We start from the raw sequence: 22255 nt of genomic DNA, 5'->3' as shown, positions 1-22255 counted from the left end.
TCGGTGGTCAGGCGCTGCGGCGCTTGGCCGTGACTTCGATTTCGATCTTCATCTCGGGCTTGTAGAGACCTGCGACGGCAAGGATCGTGGCTGCTGGACGGATCTCTCCGAGATGCTCACCGCACACCGCGAACACGGCATCCGCGTCCTTGGGGTCGGTGATGTAGTAGGTGGCACGCACGATATCGGCCATGGCGAACCCGGCTTCCTTCAGCGCGCCTTCGATGGTTTTGAAGCAGTTACGTGTCTGGCTCGTGACATCTTCCGGCAGGGTCATGGTGCTGTAGTCGTAGCCGGTGGTGCCGGAGACGAATACGAAATCGCCGTCGACGACAGCGCGGCTGTAACCTGCTGTTTTCTCGAAAGGCGAACCGGTGGAAATCAGGCGGCGGGACATGTGTTTACCTCGTGGGAAATGAAAAGCGGCATTGCGGGGCTTATTAGAGCCACGCAATGCCGCGTCTTGGGTGTCAAATCAAGCTGCGTGAGTGACCAGCCGGCGGGCCCTGCCAGTCAGCCGCGTGCGCTGACGGCGTGCCGCCATGCCGGTGGGAACAATCATGCCCCATGCGTCGTCGAGCGCACCCGCGCGCAGTTCCAGCCCGAGCAGGCGATCGCGCTCGAATGGGCCGGGCAGCGACAGCTCACCGGTTTTGAGCGGCGAGAAGCCGAAGCGGGCATAGTAGGGCGCGTCGCCGAGCAGGATCACGGCGCCGTGGCCGCGCGCCTTCGCGACCTCAAGGGCGTGTTCCATCAGGGCTGCGCCGACACCGAGGCTGCGGTAGGACGCATCCACGGCTAGCGGGCCAAGCATCAGCGCCGGGACGCCGCCCGCGCTGACGTGCCACAACCGCACGGTGCCGACCAGCCGGCCCTGGCGCACGACCGACAGGGCAAGGCCTTCGGCGGGCGCGCGTCCGTCACGCAGGCGCTGACAGGTGCGCGTATGGCGGTTTGCGCCAAAGCAGGCATCCAGCAGCACTTCACGCGCAACGACGTCCGAGGCTCGTTCCGCACGGATCGCGAACGGAGCGGCATCGGTGGTGAGGGCAACAGGGGTCGTCTTCCGAAAAGCAGTCATGGCACGTCAGTCCCCACTCCGGCCGCAGCGCGCGGCGGAGTGTTGTCAGCAAAAATCGCATGTGACGGGATGGAAGCCGGCGCACCGGCTTCCGGTTAGTTGATCTCCGAAGGAGCCCTCGGCGCTAGCCCGAGGATGATCCTCAGATGTGGTAGGTCTTCAGCGGCGGGATGCCGTTGAATGCCACCGCCGAGTAGGTCGAGGTATACGCCCCCGTGCCTTCGATCAGCAGCTTGTCGCCGATCTCGAGTGTAACGGGCAGCGGATATGGCGCCTTCTCGTACAGCACGTCGGCCGAGTCGCAGGTCGGACCGGCGAGAATGCACGGCGCCATGTCCGCGCCGTCATGCGGCGTGCGGATGGCGTAGCGGATCGACTCGTCCATCGTCTCGGCGAGGCCGCCGAACTTGCCGATGTCGAGATAGACCCAGCGATTCTCGTCGTCGTCGCTCTTCTTCGAGATGAGGACAACTTCGGTCTCGATGATGCCTGCGTTGCCGACCATACCGCGGCCCGGCTCGATGATGGTTTCCGGGATCTGGTTGCCGAAGTGCTTGCGAAGCGCACGGAAGATCGACCGGCCGTACTGCAGAACCGGAGGAACGTCCTTGAGGTACTTCGTCGGGAAGCCACCGCCCATGTTGACCATGGAGAGGTTGATTCCACGCTCGGCACAGTCACGGAACACCGTCGAAGCCATCGCCAGCGCGCGGTCCCACGCCTTCACCTTGCGTTGCTGCGAGCCGACGTGGAACGAAATGCCACATGGCTCCAGGCCCAGACGCTTGGCGAGGTCGAGCACGTCGACAGCCATCTCCGGATCGCAACCGAACTTGCGCGACAGCGGCCACTCGGCGCCTGCGCAATCGTAAAGAATGCGGCAGAACACCTTCGCGCCTGGGGCGGCGCGGGCGATCTTCTCGACTTCGGCGGCGCAATCCACCGCGAACAGGCGGATGCCGAGCGCGAAGGCGCGCGCGATATCGCGCTCCTTCTTGATCGTGTTGCCGTAGGAGATGCGGTCAGGCGTTGCACCGGCGGCCAACGCCATTTCGATCTCGGCGACAGTCGCGGTGTCGAAGCATGAACCGAGCGAAGCCAGCAGCGACAGAACTTCCGGCGCTGGATTGGCCTTCACCGCGTAGAACACGCGGGAGTCAGGCAGCGCCTTCGCGAAGGTCTGATAATTGTCGCGCACGATTTCGAGGTCGACGACGAGGCACGGCTCGGTGTCGAGACCCTGGTTGCGGCGGGCGCGCAGGAATTCCTGGATACGTTCGGTCATAGCACTCTCCCCAAACGGCCCTGCGACGGACCGTCCAAAAAAATGACGCCGGATATGAGCGCTTAAGCCATGACGCGCGATGGAGGCGCGGCAATAGCCAACACTCAGACCAGACTGTGCTGCCGTGGATTGGTTGGGAAAGCTCCCGCCCGCACACCTGGCAATGAAGGACAAGCCTCTTCGGTATTCGCGCCAGCTGATGGAAAGCCAGCAGAGACCAAAAAAGCCCGATCCGTCGTTGCTTTAAGTCGCGTCCCCCGTTGAGAGCGAGGTGCGCCGGTTCGCCTCCGGCTGTCAGTCACGGTTGCAAGGAGGGAAGTCACCTTCAACGGCATCCCTTGAGAGAGATGCTGGCCTCTTGATCAGAGATCGTGAGACCCTCGGTTCTTCGTCCCCTTGGCGGCTGTCCGGCCTCTTGTCCGGATACCTACCGACTGACACACGACCACAGGCACGTGCGAAATTGGGCAAGGGTGCAAATATGAGTTTTGACTCGGTGGTGCAAGACTTTTTTTGCCACCGCGCGAAGATTCTCAGCGGCGCGATGGAAAAGTCGGGCGAGCATGAACAGACGTTGAGGAAGATGAATGCGCGTTAAGTTTTCTCGCGCAAAAATCTGTCAGACGCGACGCGTGAACGGCTCGACGCGCTGTGCGCCGCGCACGAAGCCCACCATGATTACGACGCCAATCACGAACAGCACGATTTGAACGATGTGAGCGGCGGTGTCGCTGAGGCCGAACAAGATCGCGAGAGCCCAGCCGCCGGCGAAGGCGGCGCCAAATACCTCGGCGCCGATCAGGATGGCCGCGCTGATCACGGTGATGACGCTGGGCCAGGCGATTGTGCGGGCGTTGGCTTCGAGCTTTTGGGCGTTCATGTCTTAAGGATCCAGTTTGAGGCCGCAATCTCTGCGAAATTGGGCGTCTGATCAAGCCCAGATGGGCGCAAAAAAGCCCCACCGGATGGTATAGAGAGAACATCAGAAATCGCTGCAAATAAGGCTGCTCATGTCAGACGTGTCTCAATCGGCCCCTGGTACCGCCAATCCGCTGCTGTCAGCCTGGAAAACCCCGTTCGAGACGCCGCCTTTTGACCAAATTCTGCCGGAGCACTTTCTCCCAGCCTTCGACAAGGCCTTCGCCGATCACACCGCCGAGATCGAGGCGATCAAGAACGACCCGGCCGACCCCACCTTCGACAACACCATCGCGGCGCTGGAGCGCTCGGGCAAGCTGCTCTCCAAGGTGTCTGCCGTGTTCTACGACTTGGTTGGCGCGCATTCGAACCCGGAGCTGCTCAAGATCGATTCCGAGGTGGCGCTGAAGCAGGCGCGGCACTGGAATCCGATCACGATGGATGCGGCGCTGTTCGCCCGCGTGAGCAAGCTGCGTGACAAGGCGGCGACGCTGAAGCTGACGCCTGAGCAGACGCGGCTGCTGGAGCGGACCTGGACCAATTTTCACCGGGCCGGCGCGGGCCTCGACGAGACCGCCAAAAAGCAGATGGCGGACATCAACGAACAATTGGCTCAACTCTCCACGACCTTCAGCCACCATCTTCTCGGTGATGAGCAGGATTGGATGATGGAGCTCGGCGAAGACGACCTCGCAGGTCTGCCGGAGAGCTTCGTTGCCGCGGCTAAGGCTGCGGCGGAGGATCGTGGCATGGCGGGCAAGATGGTGGTGACGCTGTCCCGCTCCTCGGCGGAACCGTTCCTGAAGGAGTCCGCCCGCCGCGACCTGCGGGAGAAGGTGTTCAAGGCGTTCACCGCGCGCGGCGACAATGGAAACGCCAACGACAACAGCGCGACGATCCTCGACGTGCTTAGGCTGCGCGAGGAGCGCGCCAAGCTGCTCGGCTACGAGAGCTTCGCGGCCTACCGGCTGGAGGATTCCATGGCCAAGACGCCGGGGGCGGTGCGCGGCCTGCTGGAGCGGGTTTGGAAGCCGGCCCGCGCCCGCGCGATGGCGGATCGGGATGCGTTGCAGGGGCTCATCACTGAGGAGGGCGGCAATTTCAAACTCGCCGCCTGGGATTGGCGGTACTATGCCGAGAAGCTGCGTCAGCGGCGGGCCAATTTCGACGACGCCGCGATCAAGCCGTATCTCGCGCTCGACAATATGATCGCCGCCGCCTTCGATGTTGCACACCGGCTGTTCGGGCTGAGCTTCAACGAGCGCAAGGACGTTCCGGTCTGGCATTCGGATGTGCGGGTCTGGGAGGTCAAGGACGCCGCAGGCAACCACAAGGCGCTGTTCTACGGCGACTACTTCGCGCGTCCCTCCAAGCGCTCCGGCGCATGGATGACGTCGCTGCGCGATCAGCAGAAGCTCGACGGCGATATCTACCCGCTCATCATCAACGTGATGAACTTCTCCAAGGGCGCGAACGGCGAGCCCGCGTTGCTGTCACCGGACGACGCGCGCACGCTGTTCCATGAACTCGGGCACGGTCTGCACGGCATACTATCGAACGTCACCTATCCATCACTGTCGGGCACCAGCGTGTTCACGGATTTCGTCGAACTGCCCTCGCAGCTCTACGAGCATTGGCAGGAGCGGCCCGAGGTGCTGCAGAAATTCGGCACGCACTACAAAACCGGCGAACCGTTGCCCGACGATCTGCTCAAGCGCTTCATCGCTGCACGCAAGTTCAACCAGAGCTTTGCGACTGTCGAGTTCGTATCATCCGCACTTGTCGATCTGGAATTTCATTCTCAGCCCGCAGCTTCGATCACGGATGTGCGAGCTTTCGAGAAGCGCGAGCTTGAGAAGATCGGCATGCCTGCGGAGATCGCCATGCGCCACAGGCCGCAGCAATTCGGTCACATTTTCTCCGGCGATCACTACGCCTCCGGCTATTACAGCTATATGTGGTCCGAAGTGATGGATGCGGACGCGTTCGGTGCGTTCGAAGAGGCCGGCGACATCTTCGATCCGGCTGTCGCCAAGCGGCTTCATGATGACATTTATTCGTCAGGCGGATCACGCGATCCTGAAGAGGCTTACATCGCTTTCCGTGGCAGAAAGCCGGAGCCCGATGCGCTGCTGCGCGGTCGCGGCCTGCTCGACGAACCCGAGGCAGCTTGAGATGACCACTGTGCGCCGGCTGATCCAGCTTCTATTCGTTGTTGCGGCGACGGCATTTGGCGTGGAGGCTGCGGAAGCCCATCCTCACGTCTGGATCACCGCCAAAAGCGAACTGATTTACGGTCCCGATGGTTCGGCCACCGGTGTGCGTCATGCATGGACCTTCGACGACATGTTCTCGACCTACGCGCTGCAAGGGATCGAGAGCAAGACAAAGGGCGCCTATACGCGGGAAGAACTCGCGCCGCTGGCTCAGACCAACGTCGAGTCGCTGAAGGAGTACGCCTACTTCACGTACGCCAAGGTCGGGCCAAAGGGCAGTCAGAAGAAAGAGAAGTTCGGCGATCCGGTCGACTACTACCTCGAATACAAAGATGCAGCGCTGACGCTGCATTTCACCTTGCCGTTCAAGACGCCGTTCAAGGCGAATGCGCTCGCGCTCGAGGTGTTTGATCCATCCTATTTCATCGACTTCACCCTGAACGACAAAGATCCGGTCAAGTTGGTCGGCGCGCCGGCGAACTGCAAGCTGAGCATCGATCGTCCGACCGACGGCAGCGCGCAGGCGCAAACGATGAATGAGCAGACCTTCCTGAACGGCGACAACTCGAATTATGGCGCGATGTTCGCCAATAGGATCATGGTGGATTGTCCCTGATGAGTGCCTCTCGTTGGACGCCCGCGCGCATTGCGGCTTTGGGCTTGGGTGTTGTCGTTGCGGTGATGGTGATTGATTGTGTGATGCATATTGCGTCCGCGCAGAATCCGTTCGGTGCGCCGAAAGGTGGGGCTGTTCCGGATTCGCAGGTGGGCGGCATCATCGGCTGGCTGCTTGCCAAGCAGTCCGAGTTCTATCGCCAGATGTCGTCGACCATTCGTGCGGCAAAATCCGACGGCACCGCGGTATTCACGCTGCTCGGCATCTCGTTTGCGTATGGCATCTTTCACGCCGCGGGTCCTGGTCACGGCAAGGCGGTGATCTCGTCCTATCTCGTGGCCAACGAGGAAACAGCGCGCCGCGGGATCGTGCTGTCGTTTGCGTCGGCTTTGATGCAGGCGCTGGTCGCGGTGGCGATTGTCGGCGTCGGTGCCTTGCTGCTCAACGCCACGGCGAAAAGCATGTGTGGTGCGGAACGTGTCATAGAGATTGCGAGCTATGGCTTGATCGCGGCGTTCGGCGCACGGCTCGTTTGGAGCAAGGGTGGCGGCTTCATCCGGGCGCTGCGCTCGTTGCGTGGCGCGTCGATGCCTCAGCTTGTTCCGGCTATGGCGGGGCACGGTCATGACCACGCGCATCACGATCATGATCATGATCATGGGCATTCGCATGCGCGGGCCGCCCATGCTCACGACGACCACGTGCATCATGATCATGGGCATCACCACGGACATGATCATCATCACGAGCATGACCATCACCATCATGATCACAGCCACGACCACGCCGGTCATGTTCATGACGAGCATTGCGGTCACTCCCATGGTCCGGAGCCAAGTGAACTTGCCGGCCCAGGCGGCTGGTCGCGCGGCCTGAGCGCGATCCTCACGGTTGGTATCCGGCCGTGCTCTGGCGCCATCTTGGTTCTCGTGTTTGCATTGGCGCAGGGCATGTTCTGGGCCGGCGTTGCCGCCACCTTTGTGATGGGACTTGGAACCGCGATCACGGTTTCGGCCATCGCGCTCGTTGCGGTTTCCGCCAAGGGGATCGCGGCGCGTATGGCGGCGGGCCGGGACGGCGGCGGGGCGATTTTCCTGCGCGGGGTCGAGTTCGCCGCAGCCGGGCTTGTTCTGCTGTTCGGTGTCGGCCTTTTGCTGGGCTACATTGCCGCGGAGCGCGCCACCTGCTTCTGATCGCGCAGTGTCCTTTTGTCTCCGAATAACCGTGCGGACGTGCGGCAAATTGGTCGGTTATTCGAAGACAGGACGCTAGCTTGACATCGGTGCCTCAAAGCGCGATGCCACAGCCATCATGACAACGGTCATTCCACTCGACACGCGACGTCCAGCAACCGAAGCAGCGCAGGTGCGCGTCGGCGTGCTGCTGGTCAATCTCGGCACGCCCGATACGGCCGATGCCCAGGGCGTGCGGGTGTATCTGCGCGAATTTCTGTCGGACCCGCGGGTGATCGAAAACCAGGGTCTGCTCTGGCAGTTGATCCTCAATGGTGTCGTCCTGCGCGTTCGCCCTGCGCGCAAGGCAAAGGATTATCTGAAGATCTGGAACACCGAAAAGAACGAGTCCCCGCTGAAGACCATCACGCGTGCGCAGTCGGATAAGCTTGCCGCATCGATTGCCGATCACAAGCATGTCGTCGTCGACTGGGGCATGCGCTACGGCAATCCGTCGATCAAATCGCGTCTCGAAGCGTTGATGGCGCAAGGCTGCGATCGCATTCTGGTGATGCCGATGTATCCGCAGTACTCGGCGTCCACCTCGGCGACGGTGGTGGACAAGGTTGCCGCCGCGCTCAAGGACATGCGAGCGCAGCCGACCATCCGCTTCACGCCGCCTTACTACGATGAGCCGGACTACATCGATGCGCTTGCGATCTCGATCGAGAAGCATCTGACGAGGCTGTCTTACAAGCCTGACACCATCATCGCGTCGTTCCACGGTATGCCACAGTCCTACATCGCGAAGGGTGATCCCTACCAAGCGCAGTGCGTCGCGACGGTCGAGGCACTCCGCAAGCGCATGGGCCTGGATGAAAAGGGCCTGATGCTGACCTTCCAATCGCGTTTCGGCTATCAGGAGTGGCTGCAGCCCTACACGGACAAGACGGTCGAGCGGCTTGCCAAGGAAGGCGTCAATCGGGTCGTGGTCGTCACCCCGGGCTTCTCGGCGGATTGCATTGAGACGCTGGAAGAAATCGTCCAGGAAAATGCCGAGATTTTCCATAAAGCCGGCGGCCAGGAGTTTTCCGCCGTTCCCTGTCTCAATGACAGCGACGAAGGCATGGACATGATCCGCCAGCTTGTGCTGCGGGAGCTGCAGGGCTGGGTCTGAGCGAAGCCTTATGGCCGCACCGTCGGCCGCGATTGCCCTTATTTTCGAACCCTTTCGATCTCCCGGCAGACCAAGGACAGAGCAGCGGTCATACGTCCGTGCTAAGATCGCCGTGACGAGTCGTATTGCCGTCATGGCTTGCCGCCCTTTGGGAGTTGTTCATGTCCGGTTTTGATATTTTCGCGATCGCACTGGTGTTGCTTGTCATTTTCACACTATTCGCTGGTGTGAAGACAGTGTCGCAAGGCTACGACTGGACCATTGAACGGTTCGGAAAATACACCCGCACGCTGGAGCCGGGCCTCAATATTATCGTCCCGTTTTTTGATCGTGTCGGCCGCAAGGTGAACATGATGGAGCAGGTGATCGACATTCCCGAGCAGGAGGTCATCACCAAGGACAACGCGACGGTGACGGTCGACGGTGTCGCGTTCTATCAAGTGTTCGATGCCGCAAAGGCGAGCTACGAGGTCTCAAACCTCAATCAGGCGATCGTCACCCTGACCATGACCAACATCCGTTCGGTGATGGGGTCGATGGATCTCGATCAGGTGCTCTCGCATCGTGACGAGATCAACGAGCGCTTGTTACGCGTGGTCGATGCCGCGGTGTCGCCATGGGGCCTCAAGGTCAACCGCATCGAGATCAAGGACATTGTGCCTCCGGCTGATCTGGTCGAGGCCATGGGCCGGCAGATGAAGGCCGAGCGCGTCAAGCGCGCGGATATTCTTCAAGCCGAAGGCCAGCGGCAGTCCGAAATCCTGCGCGCGGAAGGCGCCAAGCAGTCGCAGATCCTGCAAGCCGAAGGTCGCCGCGAAGCCGCATTCCGCGACGCTGAGGCGCGTGAGCGCTCGGCCGAAGCGGAAGCCAAAGCCACGCAGATGGTCAGTGACGCGATCGCCAGCGGCAATGTCGCCTCGCTGAACTACTTCATCGCCGACAAATACATCAAGGCGTTCGGCCAGCTGGCGGATTCGCCGAACCAGAAGATTATCATGCTGCCGATGGAAGCCACAGGCATCCTGTCATCGCTTGGCGGCATCGCTGAGATCGCCAAGGCGACATTTGGTGACGGCGGTGGTACCGCCGCCGCTCCCCGCCGTCCGTCGACCGTGCCGAACACAACGCCGACCAAGCCGGCCTGAGAGAGACCAATGCCATGATGGACCTGCTGACACAGTTAGGGACGTGGAATTGGCTGATCCTAGGTGTCCTGTTGATGGCCGTCGAGACCTTCGCGCCTGGCGTGTTCATGTTGTGGCTTGGGCTGGCGGCGCTGATCGTCGGGCTGCTGTCATTCGGTGTCGTATGGTCATGGCAGGTTCAGGTCATCGCGTTCGCGGCACTCGCCATTGCCATGGTGCCGCTATGGCGGCACTTCGCGCGACAACACGAGAAGCCGACCGACGCACCATTCCTCAATCGGCGGGCGGAAGGCTTGGTCGGTCGTGTCTTTACGCTTGATAAGCCGATTGTCGACGGTGTCGGAGCAGTGCGGGTGGATGACACCATCTGGCGCGTCGCCGGGCCGGATGCGCCCTCCGGCAGCCGAGTGAAGGTGACTCAGGCGGACGGTGCGAGCCTGACAGTCGAGCTGGTGTAGAGCGCTCTTAACTTTAGGCGACACCCGCACGGAGGATGTCGTGCAGATGCACGATGCCGACCGGCGTTTTTCCTTCGGTCACAATCAGCGCCGTGATCTTTGACGAGTTGAGGATTTCCAGGGCTTCGCTTGCCAGCAGGTCGGGCCTGATCGTCTTCGGATTCTTCGTCATCACCTCGTCGACGCTGGCCGTCATGAGATCGGGCCGCATGTGACGGCGCAGGTCGCCGTCAGTGACGATGCCGACGATGTCGCCGCGCGCATCGACGATGCCGACGCAGCCAAATCCCTTCGAGGTCATTTCCACCAACGCCTCGGACATCTTGGTGCCGAGCGGCTTCAGCGGCACGACGGTATCCTTGTGCATCAGGTCGCGCACGAATTTCAGCATCGCGCCGAGCTTGCCGGACGGATGCAACGTGCTGAAGTCGAGTGCGGTGAAGCCGCGGCTCTCCAGCAGCGCCACCATCAACGCGTCGCCAAGCGCGAGCTGCATCAGCGACGACGTGGTCGGCGCGAGATTGTGCGGGCAGGCTTCGCGCGCCTTCGGCAGCGTCAGCGCGATGTCGGCCGCCGCGCCGAGCGTCGATGTCGCCTCAGATGTCACGGCGATCAGGCCGATGCGGAAGCGGCGCGAATAGGTGATGAGGTTCTTCAGTTCAGCGGTCTCGCCGGACCACGACAGCGCCATGATGACGTCATCGGTGGTGATCATCCCGAGATCGCCGTGGCTCGCTTCCGCCGCGTGAACGAAGAACGCCGGTGTGCCGGTGGAGGCAAATGAGGCGGCCATCTTCTTGCCGATGTGGCCGGACTTGCCGAGCCCCGTCACGATCAGGCGGCCCTTGGCGTTGCGGATCAGGTCGACCGCCGCCGTAAAAGGCGCGCCGAGATCGGCTTCGAGCGCGGCGGCGAGGGCGGCGACCCCGCTCGCTTCTGCCTCAAGAGTGCGAAGGGCAGATGTGGTCGCGGCCGACGTAGAAGGGGTCACGGAAGCTGCTGCCCGCGGTTTTGAAGTAGCCATGATACGTTCCAGAGGAGGGGGCGCCACGGGCGCCGCGTTGGGCGTTGCTTAGCACGCCGCAGCCTCCAATGCGACGCACCTCCACCTCTCAACTCCTCATTAACCATACTTGTTTTAACTCTGTTAACGGCGTTTGCGGGCGCCGGCGGCGGCATACCTCGCCGCAATCCAATGAATTTGTTGCGTTTTTGGAAGTGGGCCTCGGCCGTTCCGGGGCTGGAGAGGTTTTGGAAGTGCCAGGTTGGCAGCAACCGTTGGGGTTGGGGGACCATTGCTGGCGCGCGCCCGAGTGGCGCGTGCTTCCGGCCTGCCGCGCGTTGGGCCTCTCAATCCTTTTGATGGCTGCCGCTCCTGTTGTCGCGCACGCACAGACGCTGACCTCGAACATGATGAGCCCCGTGCAGGGTGGTTTTGCCCCGCCGGAACTGTCGCCTTTGCGGCGAACGGGCGAAGTTGACGACGACCAGGATCAGCGTCGCCGCTCCGCGCCGGCGTCGTCACGCATCGGGGCGATCCCGACCTACGACATTCCGCCCGCATCCGGCGCATCCGACATGGGTTTCGATTCCCTCAACCGCACGCGGAAGAAGCCGAAGCTCTATCCCGGCGCGCCGAAGCCGAAATATGTCGGCCCTGGCAATCCTCCGGCATCGACCACGCCCAATCGCAACGCGAAAGTGACTGCGCCGGTGTCGCCGTCCGTCGCGGGTAACGTGCCCGGACAGCCGCAGCGCCGCCCCTTGAAGGTCGACGACGATCCGTTCGCCAATGTTGGCTTCCACACCGGCAGCTTCCTGAGCAAGGCGGCTGTTGAAGTCTGGGGCGGTTACAACACCAATCCCGGCCGCATCGACACGCCCAAGGGCTCGGGGTTCTACACCGTGGCGCCTGAGCTGCTGATCGCGTCGGACTGGGAGCGGCATTCGCTGATCGCCGATCTACGCGGCTCCTTCACCGGCTATGGCTCGACCTTCCCGCCGCCCGCCAGCGGCGGACCTTCGCCGGTGCCAACCAACCTCGATACGCCGAGTTTCGATGGCAAGATCGATGGCCGCATCGATGTCCAGCGCGACACCCGCATCAACACGCAATTGCGTATGCGGGTCTTCACTGACAATCCAGGTTCGCCGAACATCCAGGTCGGGCTTGCGAAATATCCGTTGGCGACGGACGTCGGCGTGACTGCAGGTGTCGAGCACGATTTCAATCGTCTGCAGGTCAATGTCGCGGGACTTGCGGATCGCACCACCTATCAGCAGTCGTTGCTCACTGATGGCACGTCGACCACCAACGACGACCGCAACTTCAACCAGTTCGGCACTCTCGCGCGCGTCAGCTACGATCTGATGCCTGGTTTGAAGCCGTTTGGTGAGGTTGAGGCCGACACGCGCGTGCACGACACAAAGTTCGATCGGTCCGGCTTCCAGCGCGATTCAAACGGCGGTTACGTCAAGGCGGGTACAACATTTGAATTCTCGCGGCTGCTGACCGGTGAAGCCGCCATCGGCTATTCGATGCGCACCTATCAGGATCCTCGCCTCAACGACCTGAGTGGATTGCTGACGAGTGCTTCGCTGGTGTGGACGGCGACCGGTCTAACAACCGTGACGCTTGCCGCGACATCGTCCATTGATGAAACCACGCTGCCCGGCGTCTCCGGCTCACTCTCTCATGACTATTCGTTGCAGGTGGACCACGCCTTCCGCCGCTGGCTGATCGGCACGGCCAAAGCTGGCACTGGCACCACCGATTATGACGGCGCGCGCTTCGACCGCCGCTACTTTGTCGAAGGCGATCTGATCTACAAGCTGTCCCGCACATTCCAGATCAAGGCGCAGGTGCGCCAGGACTGGCTGAAAAGCTCGATCGCCGATGCAAGCTCAACGGCGACGGTGGTGATGCTGGGCGTGCGCGTGCAGCGGTAGGGTATTGCTTTCACCCCAACTCAAACGAAATCTTGTAGCAGTATCCCGTCTCCGCAAACGTCGGCTCGAGCACGGCGTTCATCTGCTTGAGCGTGACGTTGATCAACTTGGAGCCGAAGTTGAATTTGCTCGGGGCTGAGACTTTCGGCCCGTCGCGTTCGCACCAGGCGATGGCGAGCTTGTCGCCTTCGATCGACCAGTCGATGGTGATGTGGCCACTCGGTTCGGACAGTGCGCCGTATTTCACCGCGTTGGTCGTCATTTCGTGAAACACGATGCGCAGGCTGCGGGCTTCGCGTCCGTTCAGCCGTACATTCGGGCCGGTCAGTACGACGCGATCTTTTCCGTAGGGCTCATAGACCGTCGCTGTCAGCAGGTCGCGCAGCAACATTGCGTTGTCCGCCGGATCATGAAGCAGGTCGCGATTGTCGGCCGCGATGCGCATGCGATTGATCAGCGTGTCGGCGTCATCCTTGTCCTGCACCGTCTGCTGCACAAGCGACGTCATCACGGCGAGCATGTTCTTGCCGCGATGTTCGATCTCATGCACCAGCAGTTCGCGCTGCTGATCCCGGTCCTGCAAATCGAACACGGTGCGCCGGTGCCTGACCGCGAGCCACACCACCAGCAGGCTCGATAGCCCGAACAAGACGAAGTTCGCGAGGTTCACCGGTGTGAGCGGGCCGAACGCGTATGCCGGTGGAATGAAGGCCCACCACACGGCAATAATGGACAAAGGGATTGTCAGCAGGCCGGCCGTGCGACCGCCAATGAGCGCACAAATCAGGACCGCGGGGAAGAAGCTCGCGAAATAGAGCGTCGATCCGATGAAGCCCAGCAAAACGCGCGCGACCGCAGCGACCGCGACACATGTGAGTGCCAACGCCAGTGAGCCTACAAAACCGGGTTCGACCCGCCGATATAGAAAACGCCAGCTCTTCACGACGACCTGCCCTGCGCGGAGCTTTCCACAAAATTGGAACGCGGGCCACAGAAACATGGAACAATGCAGGCGCATTGAACCGGCGAGAAATGAGAGAGGCGGAGTGAGTAGTTCGGCATGTAGCGATCAATCGTCGCGCATGACGAATTTATGTCCGCAATCGGACAGTCGCCCGTCGCATCGACGACAGGCGATCAACCTGTTGGTGGTTTAAGACCTCAGCCGTTCAGACATTGCAGGAAGGTCAGAAATACTTCTTCATTTCCGCGCGCAGATCGTCACGCAGATCGTCGCGGTCCATTGCATAGGCAATGTTGGCGGCGAGGAAGCCGGACTTCGAGCCGCAGTCATAGCTCTTGCCCTTGAACTTGAAGCCGTAGAACGGCTGCGACTTGGCGAGCCCGAGCATGGCGTCGGTGAGCTGAATTTCGCCGCCCGCGCCACGCTCCTGCGTCTCCAGCACATTGAAGATTTCCGGCTGCAGAATATAGCGGCCGGTGATCGAGAGATTCGACGGCGCGACTTCCTTCTTCGGCTTTTCCACCATCCCGGCCAGTTCGAACAGATCGCCTTTGGTTTTGCCGACGCCGACCACGCCGTACATGTGGACCTGGTCCATCGGCACTTCTTCCACGGCCACAATGTTGGCCTTCTGGGCGCCGGCTGCATTCGCGGCGTCGATCATCTGCTTCAAGCCGCTCGGCTTGTGCTTCACCAACACGTCCGGCAGCAGTACGGCGAACGGTTCGTTGCCGACGATATCGCGCGCGCACCACACCGCGTGGCCGAGGCCGAGCGGCGCCTGCTGGCGGGTGAATGACGTCGAGCCAGCTTCCGGCTGGTCGCGCTCGAGGATGTCCATTTCCTTGAGCTTGTTGCGTTCCTTCAGCGTGTCCTCAAGCTCGTAAGGGCGGTCGAAGTGATCTTCGATGACGCCCTTGTTGCGACCGGTCACGAAAACGAGATGTTCGATGCCGGCTTCCAGTGCCTCGTCCACCACGTGCTGAATCAGCGGGCGGTCGACGACCGTGAGCATTTCCTTGGGCATGGCCTTGGTGGCAGGCAGGAAGCGAGTGCCGAGACCGGCGACCGGGAAGACAGCTTTGCGGATTTTCATGAGGCTCTTTTGTGTGGCGTGAGAGAGGACAAAGGGCGGGTATCCAAAATGGTTAACGTTCTAAAATTTCGGGGCTGAGTATGTTCCGTTGGTAGCGTGTTTGACAGGTAGAACAAAGGCGCAAAGCGGCGGATGTGTGATCATGGTTTCCGCGATCGCTGAGCGACCGGGCGCAGGAATTCGACTGGTTTCGCGTCTGAAATCAGAGGCGCACCACCCATGCTGTTTGGTTGTCTGGCGCGGTGCGCGTGCTGTGCCTAATCTGTTGCCGCACCCCGCCTCTGGCTCCGCGCAGGAGCCGCAACCGCTTGCATCATTCAGGAGCAATGAATGGAATACCGACGTCTCGGCGCCTCAGGCCTCACCGTCCCCGCACTGTCATTCGGCACAGGCACCTTCGGCGGCGTAGGACGCTTGGCCGGCTGGGGAAATACCGACGCGACCGAAGCCCGCCGGCTGCTCGACATCTGCTTCGACGCAGGCGTGTCGATGTTCGATACTGCGGACGTCTATTCGCGCGGTGAATCCGAGCGCGTGCTGGGCGAAGCGCTGAAGGGCCGGCGTGACAAGGCCCTGATTTCGACCAAGGCCACATTCCGGTTCAGCGATACGCCGAACGATGTCGGCTCATCACGCTATCATTTGATCTCTGCGGTGGAGGGTTCGCTCAAACGACTGGGCACGGACTATATCGATCTGTTCCAACTTCACGGCTTCGATGCGATGACGCCACCTGACGAAGTGCTGTCGACCCTCGACATGCTCGTGCGGGCGGGCAAGATCCGCTACGTCGGTGCCTCGAATTTCTCCGGCTGGCACCTGATGAAATCCCTCGCCGTTGCGGACAAATATGGATACCCGCGCTACGTCGCCAACCAGACTTACTATTCGCTGGTCGGACGCGATTACGAGTGGGAGCTGATGCCGCTCGGACAGGATCAAGGCATCGGTGCGGTGGTGTGGTCGCCATTGGGGTGGGGCCGCCTCACCGGCAAGATCAGGCGCGGACAGCCGCGGCCGGAGGTCAGCCGGCTTCCGAGCACGGCGGAGATGGGTCCGCCGGTGCCTGACGAGTACGTGTACCGCGTGGTCGATGCGCTCGACGAAATTGCCAAGGAGACCGGCAAGACCGTGCCGCAGATCGCCCTCAACTGGGTGCTGCACCGGCCGACGGTGTCGACTGTGATCGTCGGTGCACGCACCGAGGAGCAGCTGAAGCAGAACCTCGGCGCCATCGGCTGGACTTTGACCAAGGAGCAGGTCGCAAGGCTGGATGAAGCCAGCAAGGTGACGCTGCCATATCCTTATTGGCATCAGCGGAGCACGTCGATGGAGCGCAATCCGCCCCCTGTCTGACGGTCCCCATGTGACAGCACGGTAAAGAGGCCGCGACGATTTTGCGGTCGCCCCTGTCATTGATTGGACGCGAAAAAGTGCACACTTGTTAAGACGGTGGAAACCCCGTCTGGGCCTTCTAGTCGCCGGGGTATTTTCCGGGGATATAGGCCGACATGCGGGTTTCGGAAATAATCGGCAGAACACTGTCTGCGGGTGCAACAATGCTGGCGCTGGGCGTGCTGGCGGTGTCGGTATCCGCATGCATGATGGCCGGCGGTGGTCCTGCGCCGTCCAATGGCGATGTCACCGGCTCGATCACGCAGCCGAATGGTCCTGCGCGGCAGACTGGGCAGCCGCGCCGTATGGCGCAGGCGGGGTCCGCAAAGGAATGGAGCGGCGAGGACGGCGCCTCTGGCCATCCGGATATGACCGCCGATGCCATCCGGCAGGCGGCGGCGAATTTCGATCAATGTGTCGCAGGGCTCTGGCCGGACGCGGCACGCCGCGGCATCTCGCAGGAGAGCTTCCAGCAATTTACGGCGGACCTTTCACCGGACCTGCGCATCATGGATCTGGTGGATTCCCAGCCGGAATTCACCAAGGCGGTGTGGGATTATCTTGACGTTCTGGTCAATGACACGCGTCTCGCCCGCGGCCGCGAGATGCTCACAAAGTACAAAGCCACATTCGACGCGGTCGAACAGACCTACGGGGTCGATCGCTACATCGTGGCGGCGATCTGGGGCATTGAATCGAATTATTCGACGCAGGGCGGCGACCGCAGCGTGCTGAATTCGACTGCGACGCTCGCCTGCGTCGGCCGGCGTCAGGCCTATTTCCGGGAAGAGTTTCTCGACGCGCTGGAAATTCTCCATCACGGCGATCTAACGCCAGCGCAATTGCGCGGCTCGTGGGCAGGCGCGTTCGGCGCGACGCAGTTCATGCCATCGGCATTCAAGCGTTTCGCGGTGGACTTCGACCGCGACGGTAAGCGCAACATCGTTGATGACGTGCCGGATATTCTGGCTTCGACATCGAACATGTTCAGGAAGAACGGCTGGGTGCCGGGTCAGACATGGGGCTACGAGGTCGAAGTGCCTCCGGGCTTCAATTACATGTTCGCAGATCGCTCAAAGGTCATGACGATTGCGCAGTGGGAGCACCTCGGCATTCGCCGCGCTGGCGGCAAGGGATTCCCGCACACCAACGACAAGGCATTTTTGCTGGCGCCCGCGGGGGCTGAAGGTCCTGGCTTCCTGATGCTCGGTAACTTCCGCGCCATCACCAAGTATAATCCGGCGGAAGCCTATGCGCTGGCCATCGGTCACTTCGCCGACCGGCTGCGCGGCGGCGGCCCGCTGGTGCAGGCATGGCCGCGCCAGGAGCGCGTGCTGTCACGCGCGGAGCGACTTGAGTTGCAGGATTTGCTGGCGCAGCGTGGCTTTTATCGCGGTGAACCCGACGGCAATCTCGGCGGCCAGACCCGCCAGGCCTTGCGTAATTTTCAGGCCTCCATCGGCGCACCGGCGGATGGCTTCGCGTCAGCCGGCGTTCTGGACAGGCTGCGGCAGCGCTGACGGTTAGCGCAAACGTTTTTGCGCCGTTTGGAACGGATTCAGGCGGAGGCCGGGAACAACCCCGGCCATGTCGTCGAAAGCCCTTGACGAAGACCTGGGCGGCACCGTTTATGACGCCCGATTTCGCCCCCTTCGGGCCTGAATCTGCTATTATTTTGGTGTGACGGTTTTCTCCACCCTGTGAGACAGATGTCGAAACGGAAGCCTTTCCTGCGCTTGTTCCCTGAACGCGGTCCGCTCATCGTATTAGCGGTCGCGGGAGCGATGATGTTCGGCATCGTCGCGCCGGCCTCCGCGCAGTTTTTCGATTTCGGCTTCGGTGGTTTCGGTCGCCGTCCAGCGCCGCAACATCCACAGCAGCAACAACGCGGCGGTGGGGGAGGGTTTTTCTCCTCGCCGTTCGGCGATGTGTTTGGTCCCCGCTCGTCAGAGCAACAGCAGGCTCCACGCCCGCAGGATTTTTCGCGCGCGCCACCACCTGCAAAGCGGGAAGCGCCGGCGGATCGCAACGTTCTGGTGCTCGGCGACGCCATGGCCGACTGGCTGGCCTATGGTCTCGAGGATGCATTGTCGGAAACGCCAGAACTCGGCGTGATCCGCAAACACAAGACCGTATCCGGTCTGATCAAATATCAGCCTAAGGGCGATCCAGCCGACTGGGCTGCGGCAGCCAAGGGCATTCTCGCCACAGAGAAGCCGGATGTGATCGTCGTCATGCTCGGCCTTCATGACCGCATTCCGATCCGCGAACCGGAAAAGAAGGCTGACGCCAAGGGCGCTGACAAAGCCGACAACAAGGGCGCGAAGAAGCCCGGCGACAAGGCAGCCGACACCAACACCGATGGCAAGCCTGCAGACAACAAGACGACGGAGAACAAGCCCGCGGACACTAAACCAGCTGACTCCAAGCCTGCTGACAACGAAGTTGCACCCGACGATGACGATCAACCGAGCATCATCGCGTCGGAGAAGGCCGGGCGTTCGGGAGGCGGTTCCTATGAATTCCGTGACGACCGCTGGGTCGAACTCTATTCGAAGAAGATCGAGGAGATGATCGCGGTCCTGAAAACCAAAGGCGTGCCGATACTGTGGGTGGGCCTGCCTGCGGTGCGCGGCCCCAAGGCTACGTCGGACATGCTGTTCCTCGATGCCCTTTATCGCGATGCGGCCGGCAAGGCCGGGATCACTTATGTCGATGTGTGGGATGGCTTCGTCGACGATGTGGGACGTTTCGCACAGCAGGGACCGGACTTCGAAGGTCAGATCCGCCGGCTGCGCGCTTCAGACGGCGTGTTCTTCACCAAGGCCGGTGCGCGCAAGCTTGCGCACTACACGGAGCGCGAAATTCGCCGCGTGCTGGGATCGCGTGCTGCGCCGGTTGAACTGCCGACAGAGCCGGAAGCGAATGTCAGTCCTAGTGTTACTCCGGATGCTGCCGGACGGCAGCGTCCGCTGGTCGGCCCGATTGTGCCGTTGGTGGCATCATCGGTCGGTGGTGATGAATTGCTGGGTGGTGCGGGAGCTCGCCCCACATCGGTTGATCAGCTCGCGGCAAAGACCATGGTGAAAGGCGAACCGCTCAGTGCGCCCGCCGGTCGCGCGGATGATTTTTCCTGGCCGCGGCGCGAAGTCGGATCATTGAGCGCCCCTGCGGGAGATCCGGCTGTCGCCGCTGCACCATCGGACGGCACCGCAGCCGCTGCACAAAAGCCAAAGGCGACGAAGAAGCCCGCGTCGCAACCGGTCGCGCAAGGTTTTGTGGATGCAGGTGGACAAGCACAGGCTGGTTCGCCGCGCCAACAACGCGTGTCGCGCGATGCGCCTCGTCCCCAGCAGAGTGGAATATCTTCTTTCTTCCCGTGGTTTTCGCGCTGAGTGTTTCTGTGAGCGGACTTCTTGTTCCGTTCCATCAATGAAATTCTGCGCGGTTCCAACATCATTTTTCCGGAACGGTCCCGGCAACGGGCCGTTGGTCATCCTCTGAATTCGTACTGGAGGATGACATGAGAATTCGTACAGCAGTGACCGTTGCCGTCCTTGCCTTGTCGCCGAGTTTGGCGTTTGCGCAAGCGGCCACCATTGAAGGCGCGAACAACGGTGCGGCCACCGGTGGCGCAGTCGGCGGCCCGGTCGGTGCAGCGGTTGGTGGTACGGTGGGCGCGGCAGTTGGTGCGGCCGTGGATATTCCAACGGCCGTGATTTCGTCGGTCACAGGCGCGCCTGCGCGTTCAGTGGTCGTACGTGAGCGCGTCGTAGTGGGTGAGCCGCTGCCGACTTACGTCGAACTTCAACCCGTCCCTCGCCATGCAGAATACAGCTATGCGGTGGTGAACAATCAGCGCGTGATCGTTGAGCCGCGCACCCGCCGCGTCATTCGCGTGATCGAGTAATCCGACTCGCTAATGCGGAGAAAAGGCCCCGTCACCGGACGGGGCCTTTTTCTTTGGGGGCGATAAAATCTCGCCATTCGCAAAAGCATTTGAGCTTCTGCGCGCAGTGAGACGACGGCGCTGCGCGGATCTGCCAAAGGAACCGCGCAGATGAAAAGAACGTTCAATGAGCCGTCTTCCACCTTCTCTCGCCATCGCGATCTGGTTCACCGGATCGATCTGGTTTGTTGCGATCCTGGTCTATGTGTTCGGCGTCGACCGACACGTGCTCTATGCCACCGCTTTGTTCGGGTTGGTGGCCGCTGTTCTTGAATGGCGAGCGTCGCGTAAGTCGTGAATCAAAAAGCCCCGCACGATGGCGGGGCTTTTCGTTTTGTCTGTCACCGGAGATCAGCGGGGCAGGGTGGTTGATCCCATCAGGTACTGATCAATCGATGCTGCGCACTGCCGGCCTTCGCGGATTGCCCAGACGACAAGCGACTGGCCGCGGCGCATGTCGCCCGACGAAAACACCTTCGGAATCGAGGTCTGGTAGTCGTTGGTCGAGGCGCGCACATTGCCGCGCGGATCGAGCTCGATGCCGAGCTTCTTGAGCAGGCCTTCGTGAACGGGATGCACGAAACCCATGGCCAGCAGCACGAGCTCAGTCTTCAGTTCAAACTCTGTACCTGGCACCGGCTGGAATTTCTCGTCCACGTGCACGCAGTGCATTTTCGTCACTTTGCCGTTCTCGCCGGAGAACTTTTGGGTCAGCACGGCGTATTCACGCTTCGCGCCTTCCGCCTGGCTCGACGAGATGCGCATCTTCAGCGGCCAGTTCGGCCAGCTCAGGCCCTTGTTTTCGCGCTCGGGCGGAGCCGGCATGATTTCAAGCTGAGTGACCGACAACGCGCCCTGACGGATCGAAGTGCCGATGCAGTCTGAACCCGTATCACCGCCGCCGATCACGACCACATCCTTGCCCTTGGCGAGGATCTCGCGGGTGCCGTTCAGAGGCTCGTTGCTCACGCGGCGGTTCTGCTGCGGCAGGAAATCCATCGCGTAGTGGATGCCGTCGAGATCGCGGCCCGCGATCGGCAGATCGCGCGGCGCTTCCGCACCGCCGGTCAACGCCACGGCATCGAAATTCTTCAGGAGATCCTGCGGATCGGTCGCGCCCGCATAAGCACCACCCACCACGGTGTTGTAGTGGAAGACCACGCCTTCGGCCTCCATCTGCGCCACGCGGCGGTCGATGATGCCCTTTTCCATCTTGAAGTCCGGAATGCCGTAGCGGAGCAAGCCGCCGGCCTTGGCGAACTTCTCGAACACGTGCACTTCGTGGCCAGCGCGTGCGAGTTGCTGTGCAGCGGCGAGGCCTGCGGGACCGGAGCCAACCACGGCGACCTTTTTGCCGGTCTTCTGCGCGGCGATCTCCGGCTTGAGCCAGCCGTTGTCCCAGGCGCGATCGACGATGGCGCATTCGATGGTTTTGATCGTGACCGGATTGTCGTTGATGTTCAGCGTACAGGACGCTTCGCACGGCGCCGGGCAGATGCGGCCGGTAAACTCCGGGAAGTTGTTGGTCGAATGCAGATTGCGCGACGCTTCTTCCCAGTTGCCGGTGTAGACGAGGTCGTTCCAGTCCGGAATCTGGTTGTTGACCGGGCAGCCTGGCGTACCGGGCTGAACCGAGCCGGTGCCATGGCAATACGGAATGCCGCAATTCATGCAGCGCGCGGCTTGATCGCGAACGTCCTTCTCGCTCAGCGGGATGACGAATTCGTTGAAATGCTTCACCCGCTCCGCGACCGGCGTGTATTGGCGGTCGCTGCGCTCGATCTCGAGAAAACCTGTAACCTTACCCATTAAACCCGAAGCCCCGACAAGGAGA

General features: G+C 61.6%; 20 protein-coding genes. 12 read left to right on the top strand and 8 right to left on the bottom strand.

All coding sequences use genetic code 11. The annotated features are described in order from the left end of the window. Nucleotides 1-7: 7 nt before the first annotated feature. The 4 genes from ACZ5C3_RS25290 to ACZ5C3_RS25275 form a co-directional block, all read right to left on the bottom strand. Entirely contained in the window at nucleotides 8-397 is a 390-nt protein-coding gene (locus tag ACZ5C3_RS25290; protein ID WP_464033872.1) for a RidA family protein, read from the bottom strand. 78 nt (nucleotides 398-475) lie between these two features. After that, entirely contained in the window at nucleotides 476-1081 is a 606-nt protein-coding gene (locus tag ACZ5C3_RS25285; RefSeq protein WP_464033871.1) for a GNAT family N-acetyltransferase, read from the bottom strand. A gap of 142 nt (nucleotides 1082-1223) precedes the next feature. Continuing rightward, a complete protein-coding gene (locus ACZ5C3_RS25280) occupies nucleotides 1224-2366 on the bottom strand; it encodes a type III PLP-dependent enzyme (protein WP_464033870.1) in 1143 nt (380 codons plus the stop codon). A gap of 619 nt (nucleotides 2367-2985) precedes the next feature. Continuing rightward, nucleotides 2986-3246, bottom strand: a complete 261-nt coding sequence (locus ACZ5C3_RS25275; protein WP_464033869.1) for a hypothetical protein — start codon at nucleotides 3244-3246, stop codon at nucleotides 2986-2988. 130 nt (nucleotides 3247-3376) lie between these two features. Between ACZ5C3_RS25275 and ACZ5C3_RS25270 the strand changes: the two genes are divergently transcribed. The 6 genes from ACZ5C3_RS25270 to ACZ5C3_RS25245 all read left to right on the top strand — a co-directional run bounded on the left by ACZ5C3_RS25270 (nucleotide 3377) and on the right by ACZ5C3_RS25245 (nucleotide 10068). Further along, nucleotides 3377-5458 (top strand): M3 family metallopeptidase, encoded by a 2082-nt coding sequence (locus tag ACZ5C3_RS25270; protein ID WP_464033868.1) that lies wholly within the window; start codon nucleotides 3377-3379, stop codon nucleotides 5456-5458. Between the two features lies 1 nt (nucleotide 5459). Beyond that, nucleotides 5460-6116: a DUF1007 family protein gene (locus ACZ5C3_RS25265; RefSeq protein WP_464033867.1), complete on the top strand. Its 657-nt coding sequence runs from the start codon at nucleotides 5460-5462 to the stop codon at nucleotides 6114-6116. Then, nucleotides 6116-7309, top strand: a complete 1194-nt coding sequence (locus tag ACZ5C3_RS25260; protein WP_464044348.1) for a nickel/cobalt transporter — start codon at nucleotides 6116-6118, stop codon at nucleotides 7307-7309. Before ACZ5C3_RS25265 ends, ACZ5C3_RS25260 begins: the two co-directional genes overlap by 1 nt. A 118-nt stretch (nucleotides 7310-7427) precedes the next feature. Continuing rightward, nucleotides 7428-8465, top strand: coding sequence for a ferrochelatase (hemH, locus tag ACZ5C3_RS25255; RefSeq protein ID WP_464033865.1), 1038 nt, complete (start codon nucleotides 7428-7430; stop codon nucleotides 8463-8465). 161 nt (nucleotides 8466-8626) lie between these two features. Beyond that, the gene (locus ACZ5C3_RS25250; RefSeq protein ID WP_464044347.1) at nucleotides 8627-9610 is read left to right on the top strand and encodes an SPFH domain-containing protein; all 984 of its coding nucleotides are present in this window, start codon (nucleotides 8627-8629) and stop codon (nucleotides 9608-9610) included. A 14-nt stretch (nucleotides 9611-9624) separates the two neighbouring features. After that, nucleotides 9625-10068, top strand: a complete 444-nt coding sequence (locus tag ACZ5C3_RS25245; RefSeq protein WP_464033864.1) for an NfeD family protein — start codon at nucleotides 9625-9627, stop codon at nucleotides 10066-10068. Between the two features lie 13 nt (nucleotides 10069-10081). Here the strand turns inward: ACZ5C3_RS25245 and ACZ5C3_RS25240 are convergent, their stop codons facing one another. Then, nucleotides 10082-11092: a KpsF/GutQ family sugar-phosphate isomerase gene (locus ACZ5C3_RS25240; RefSeq protein ID WP_464033863.1), complete on the bottom strand. Its 1011-nt coding sequence runs from the start codon at nucleotides 11090-11092 to the stop codon at nucleotides 10082-10084. A 338-nt stretch (nucleotides 11093-11430) separates the two neighbouring features. Between ACZ5C3_RS25240 and ACZ5C3_RS25235 the strand changes: the two genes are divergently transcribed. Then, nucleotides 11431-13017: an outer membrane beta-barrel protein gene (locus ACZ5C3_RS25235; RefSeq protein WP_464033862.1), complete on the top strand. Its 1587-nt coding sequence runs from the start codon at nucleotides 11431-11433 to the stop codon at nucleotides 13015-13017. A 10-nt stretch (nucleotides 13018-13027) separates the two neighbouring features. Here ACZ5C3_RS25235 and ACZ5C3_RS25230 read toward each other — a convergent pair whose 3' ends face one another. After that, nucleotides 13028-14017 (bottom strand): DUF4118 domain-containing protein, encoded by a 990-nt coding sequence (locus ACZ5C3_RS25230; protein WP_464033861.1) that lies wholly within the window; start codon nucleotides 14015-14017, stop codon nucleotides 13028-13030. A gap of 187 nt (nucleotides 14018-14204) precedes the next feature. Beyond that, nucleotides 14205-15077, bottom strand: coding sequence for a UTP--glucose-1-phosphate uridylyltransferase GalU (gene galU, locus ACZ5C3_RS25225; RefSeq protein ID WP_464033860.1), 873 nt, complete (start codon nucleotides 15075-15077; stop codon nucleotides 14205-14207). 330 nt (nucleotides 15078-15407) lie between these two features. On the opposite strand from galU, the gene ACZ5C3_RS25220 reads away from it, so the two are divergent. The 5 genes from ACZ5C3_RS25220 (at nucleotide 15408) to ACZ5C3_RS25200 (ending at nucleotide 20719) form a co-directional block, all read left to right on the top strand. Then, on the top strand, nucleotides 15408-16433 hold the full coding sequence (locus ACZ5C3_RS25220) for an aldo/keto reductase (RefSeq protein WP_464033859.1): 1026 nt from the start codon (nucleotides 15408-15410) through the stop codon (nucleotides 16431-16433). 155 nt (nucleotides 16434-16588) lie between these two features. Further along, nucleotides 16589-17992 carry a lytic murein transglycosylase gene (locus tag ACZ5C3_RS25215; protein ID WP_464033858.1) on the top strand — a complete coding sequence of 468 codons (1404 nt, stop codon included), beginning with the start codon at nucleotides 16589-16591 and terminating at the stop codon, nucleotides 17990-17992. Between the two features lie 189 nt (nucleotides 17993-18181). Then, nucleotides 18182-19867 carry an SGNH/GDSL hydrolase family protein gene (locus ACZ5C3_RS25210; protein WP_464033857.1) on the top strand — a complete coding sequence of 562 codons (1686 nt, stop codon included), beginning with the start codon at nucleotides 18182-18184 and terminating at the stop codon, nucleotides 19865-19867. Between the two features lie 128 nt (nucleotides 19868-19995). Beyond that, a complete protein-coding gene (locus tag ACZ5C3_RS25205) occupies nucleotides 19996-20382 on the top strand; it encodes a DUF1236 domain-containing protein (protein WP_464033856.1) in 387 nt (128 codons plus the stop codon). Nucleotides 20383-20548: 166 nt separating this feature from the next. Then, on the top strand, nucleotides 20549-20719 hold the full coding sequence (locus tag ACZ5C3_RS25200) for a hypothetical protein (protein WP_464033855.1): 171 nt from the start codon (nucleotides 20549-20551) through the stop codon (nucleotides 20717-20719). 53 nt (nucleotides 20720-20772) lie between these two features. Here the strand turns inward: ACZ5C3_RS25200 and ACZ5C3_RS25195 are convergent, their stop codons facing one another. Next, the gene (locus tag ACZ5C3_RS25195) at nucleotides 20773-22230 is read right to left on the bottom strand and encodes a glutamate synthase subunit beta (protein ID WP_464033854.1); all 1458 of its coding nucleotides are present in this window, start codon (nucleotides 22228-22230) and stop codon (nucleotides 20773-20775) included. Between the last annotated feature and the right edge of the window lie 25 nt (nucleotides 22231-22255).

Source organism: Afipia dichlorophenoxyacetatis, from assembly GCF_055386385.1.
The sequence above is the reverse complement of the archived record's forward strand: the minus strand, read 5'-3'. Positions and strand labels throughout refer to the sequence as shown.

Bases quoted from the DNA above. Each gene is read 5' to 3' on its own strand.
- ACZ5C3_RS25290 (WP_464033872.1), bottom strand. From the start codon at position 397: ATGTCCCGCCGCCTGATTTCCACCGGTTCGCCTTTCGAGAAAACAGCA.
- ACZ5C3_RS25285 (WP_464033871.1), bottom strand. From the start codon at position 1,081: ATGACTGCTTTTCGGAAGACGACCCCTGTTGCCCTCACCACCGATGCC.
- ACZ5C3_RS25280 (WP_464033870.1), bottom strand. From the start codon at position 2,366: ATGACCGAACGTATCCAGGAATTCCTGCGCGCCCGCCGCAACCAGGGT.
- ACZ5C3_RS25275 (WP_464033869.1), bottom strand. From the start codon at position 3,246: ATGAACGCCCAAAAGCTCGAAGCCAACGCCCGCACAATCGCCTGGCCC.
- ACZ5C3_RS25270 (WP_464033868.1), top strand. From the start codon at position 3,377: ATGTCAGACGTGTCTCAATCGGCCCCTGGTACCGCCAATCCGCTGCTG.
- ACZ5C3_RS25265 (WP_464033867.1), top strand. From the start codon at position 5,460: ATGACCACTGTGCGCCGGCTGATCCAGCTTCTATTCGTTGTTGCGGCG.
- ACZ5C3_RS25260 (WP_464044348.1), top strand. From the start codon at position 6,116: ATGAGTGCCTCTCGTTGGACGCCCGCGCGCATTGCGGCTTTGGGCTTG.
- hemH (WP_464033865.1), top strand. From the start codon at position 7,428: ATGACAACGGTCATTCCACTCGACACGCGACGTCCAGCAACCGAAGCA.
- ACZ5C3_RS25250 (WP_464044347.1), top strand. From the start codon at position 8,627: ATGTCCGGTTTTGATATTTTCGCGATCGCACTGGTGTTGCTTGTCATT.
- ACZ5C3_RS25245 (WP_464033864.1), top strand. From the start codon at position 9,625: ATGATGGACCTGCTGACACAGTTAGGGACGTGGAATTGGCTGATCCTA.
- ACZ5C3_RS25240 (WP_464033863.1), bottom strand. From the start codon at position 11,092: ATGGCTACTTCAAAACCGCGGGCAGCAGCTTCCGTGACCCCTTCTACG.
- ACZ5C3_RS25235 (WP_464033862.1), top strand. From the start codon at position 11,431: ATGGCTGCCGCTCCTGTTGTCGCGCACGCACAGACGCTGACCTCGAAC.
- ACZ5C3_RS25230 (WP_464033861.1), bottom strand. From the start codon at position 14,017: ATGTTTCTGTGGCCCGCGTTCCAATTTTGTGGAAAGCTCCGCGCAGGG.
- galU (WP_464033860.1), bottom strand. From the start codon at position 15,077: ATGAAAATCCGCAAAGCTGTCTTCCCGGTCGCCGGTCTCGGCACTCGC.
- ACZ5C3_RS25220 (WP_464033859.1), top strand. From the start codon at position 15,408: ATGGAATACCGACGTCTCGGCGCCTCAGGCCTCACCGTCCCCGCACTG.
- ACZ5C3_RS25215 (WP_464033858.1), top strand. From the start codon at position 16,589: ATGCGGGTTTCGGAAATAATCGGCAGAACACTGTCTGCGGGTGCAACA.
- ACZ5C3_RS25210 (WP_464033857.1), top strand. From the start codon at position 18,182: ATGTCGAAACGGAAGCCTTTCCTGCGCTTGTTCCCTGAACGCGGTCCG.
- ACZ5C3_RS25205 (WP_464033856.1), top strand. From the start codon at position 19,996: ATGAGAATTCGTACAGCAGTGACCGTTGCCGTCCTTGCCTTGTCGCCG.
- ACZ5C3_RS25200 (WP_464033855.1), top strand. From the start codon at position 20,549: ATGAGCCGTCTTCCACCTTCTCTCGCCATCGCGATCTGGTTCACCGGA.
- ACZ5C3_RS25195 (WP_464033854.1), bottom strand. From the start codon at position 22,230: ATGGGTAAGGTTACAGGTTTTCTCGAGATCGAGCGCAGCGACCGCCAA.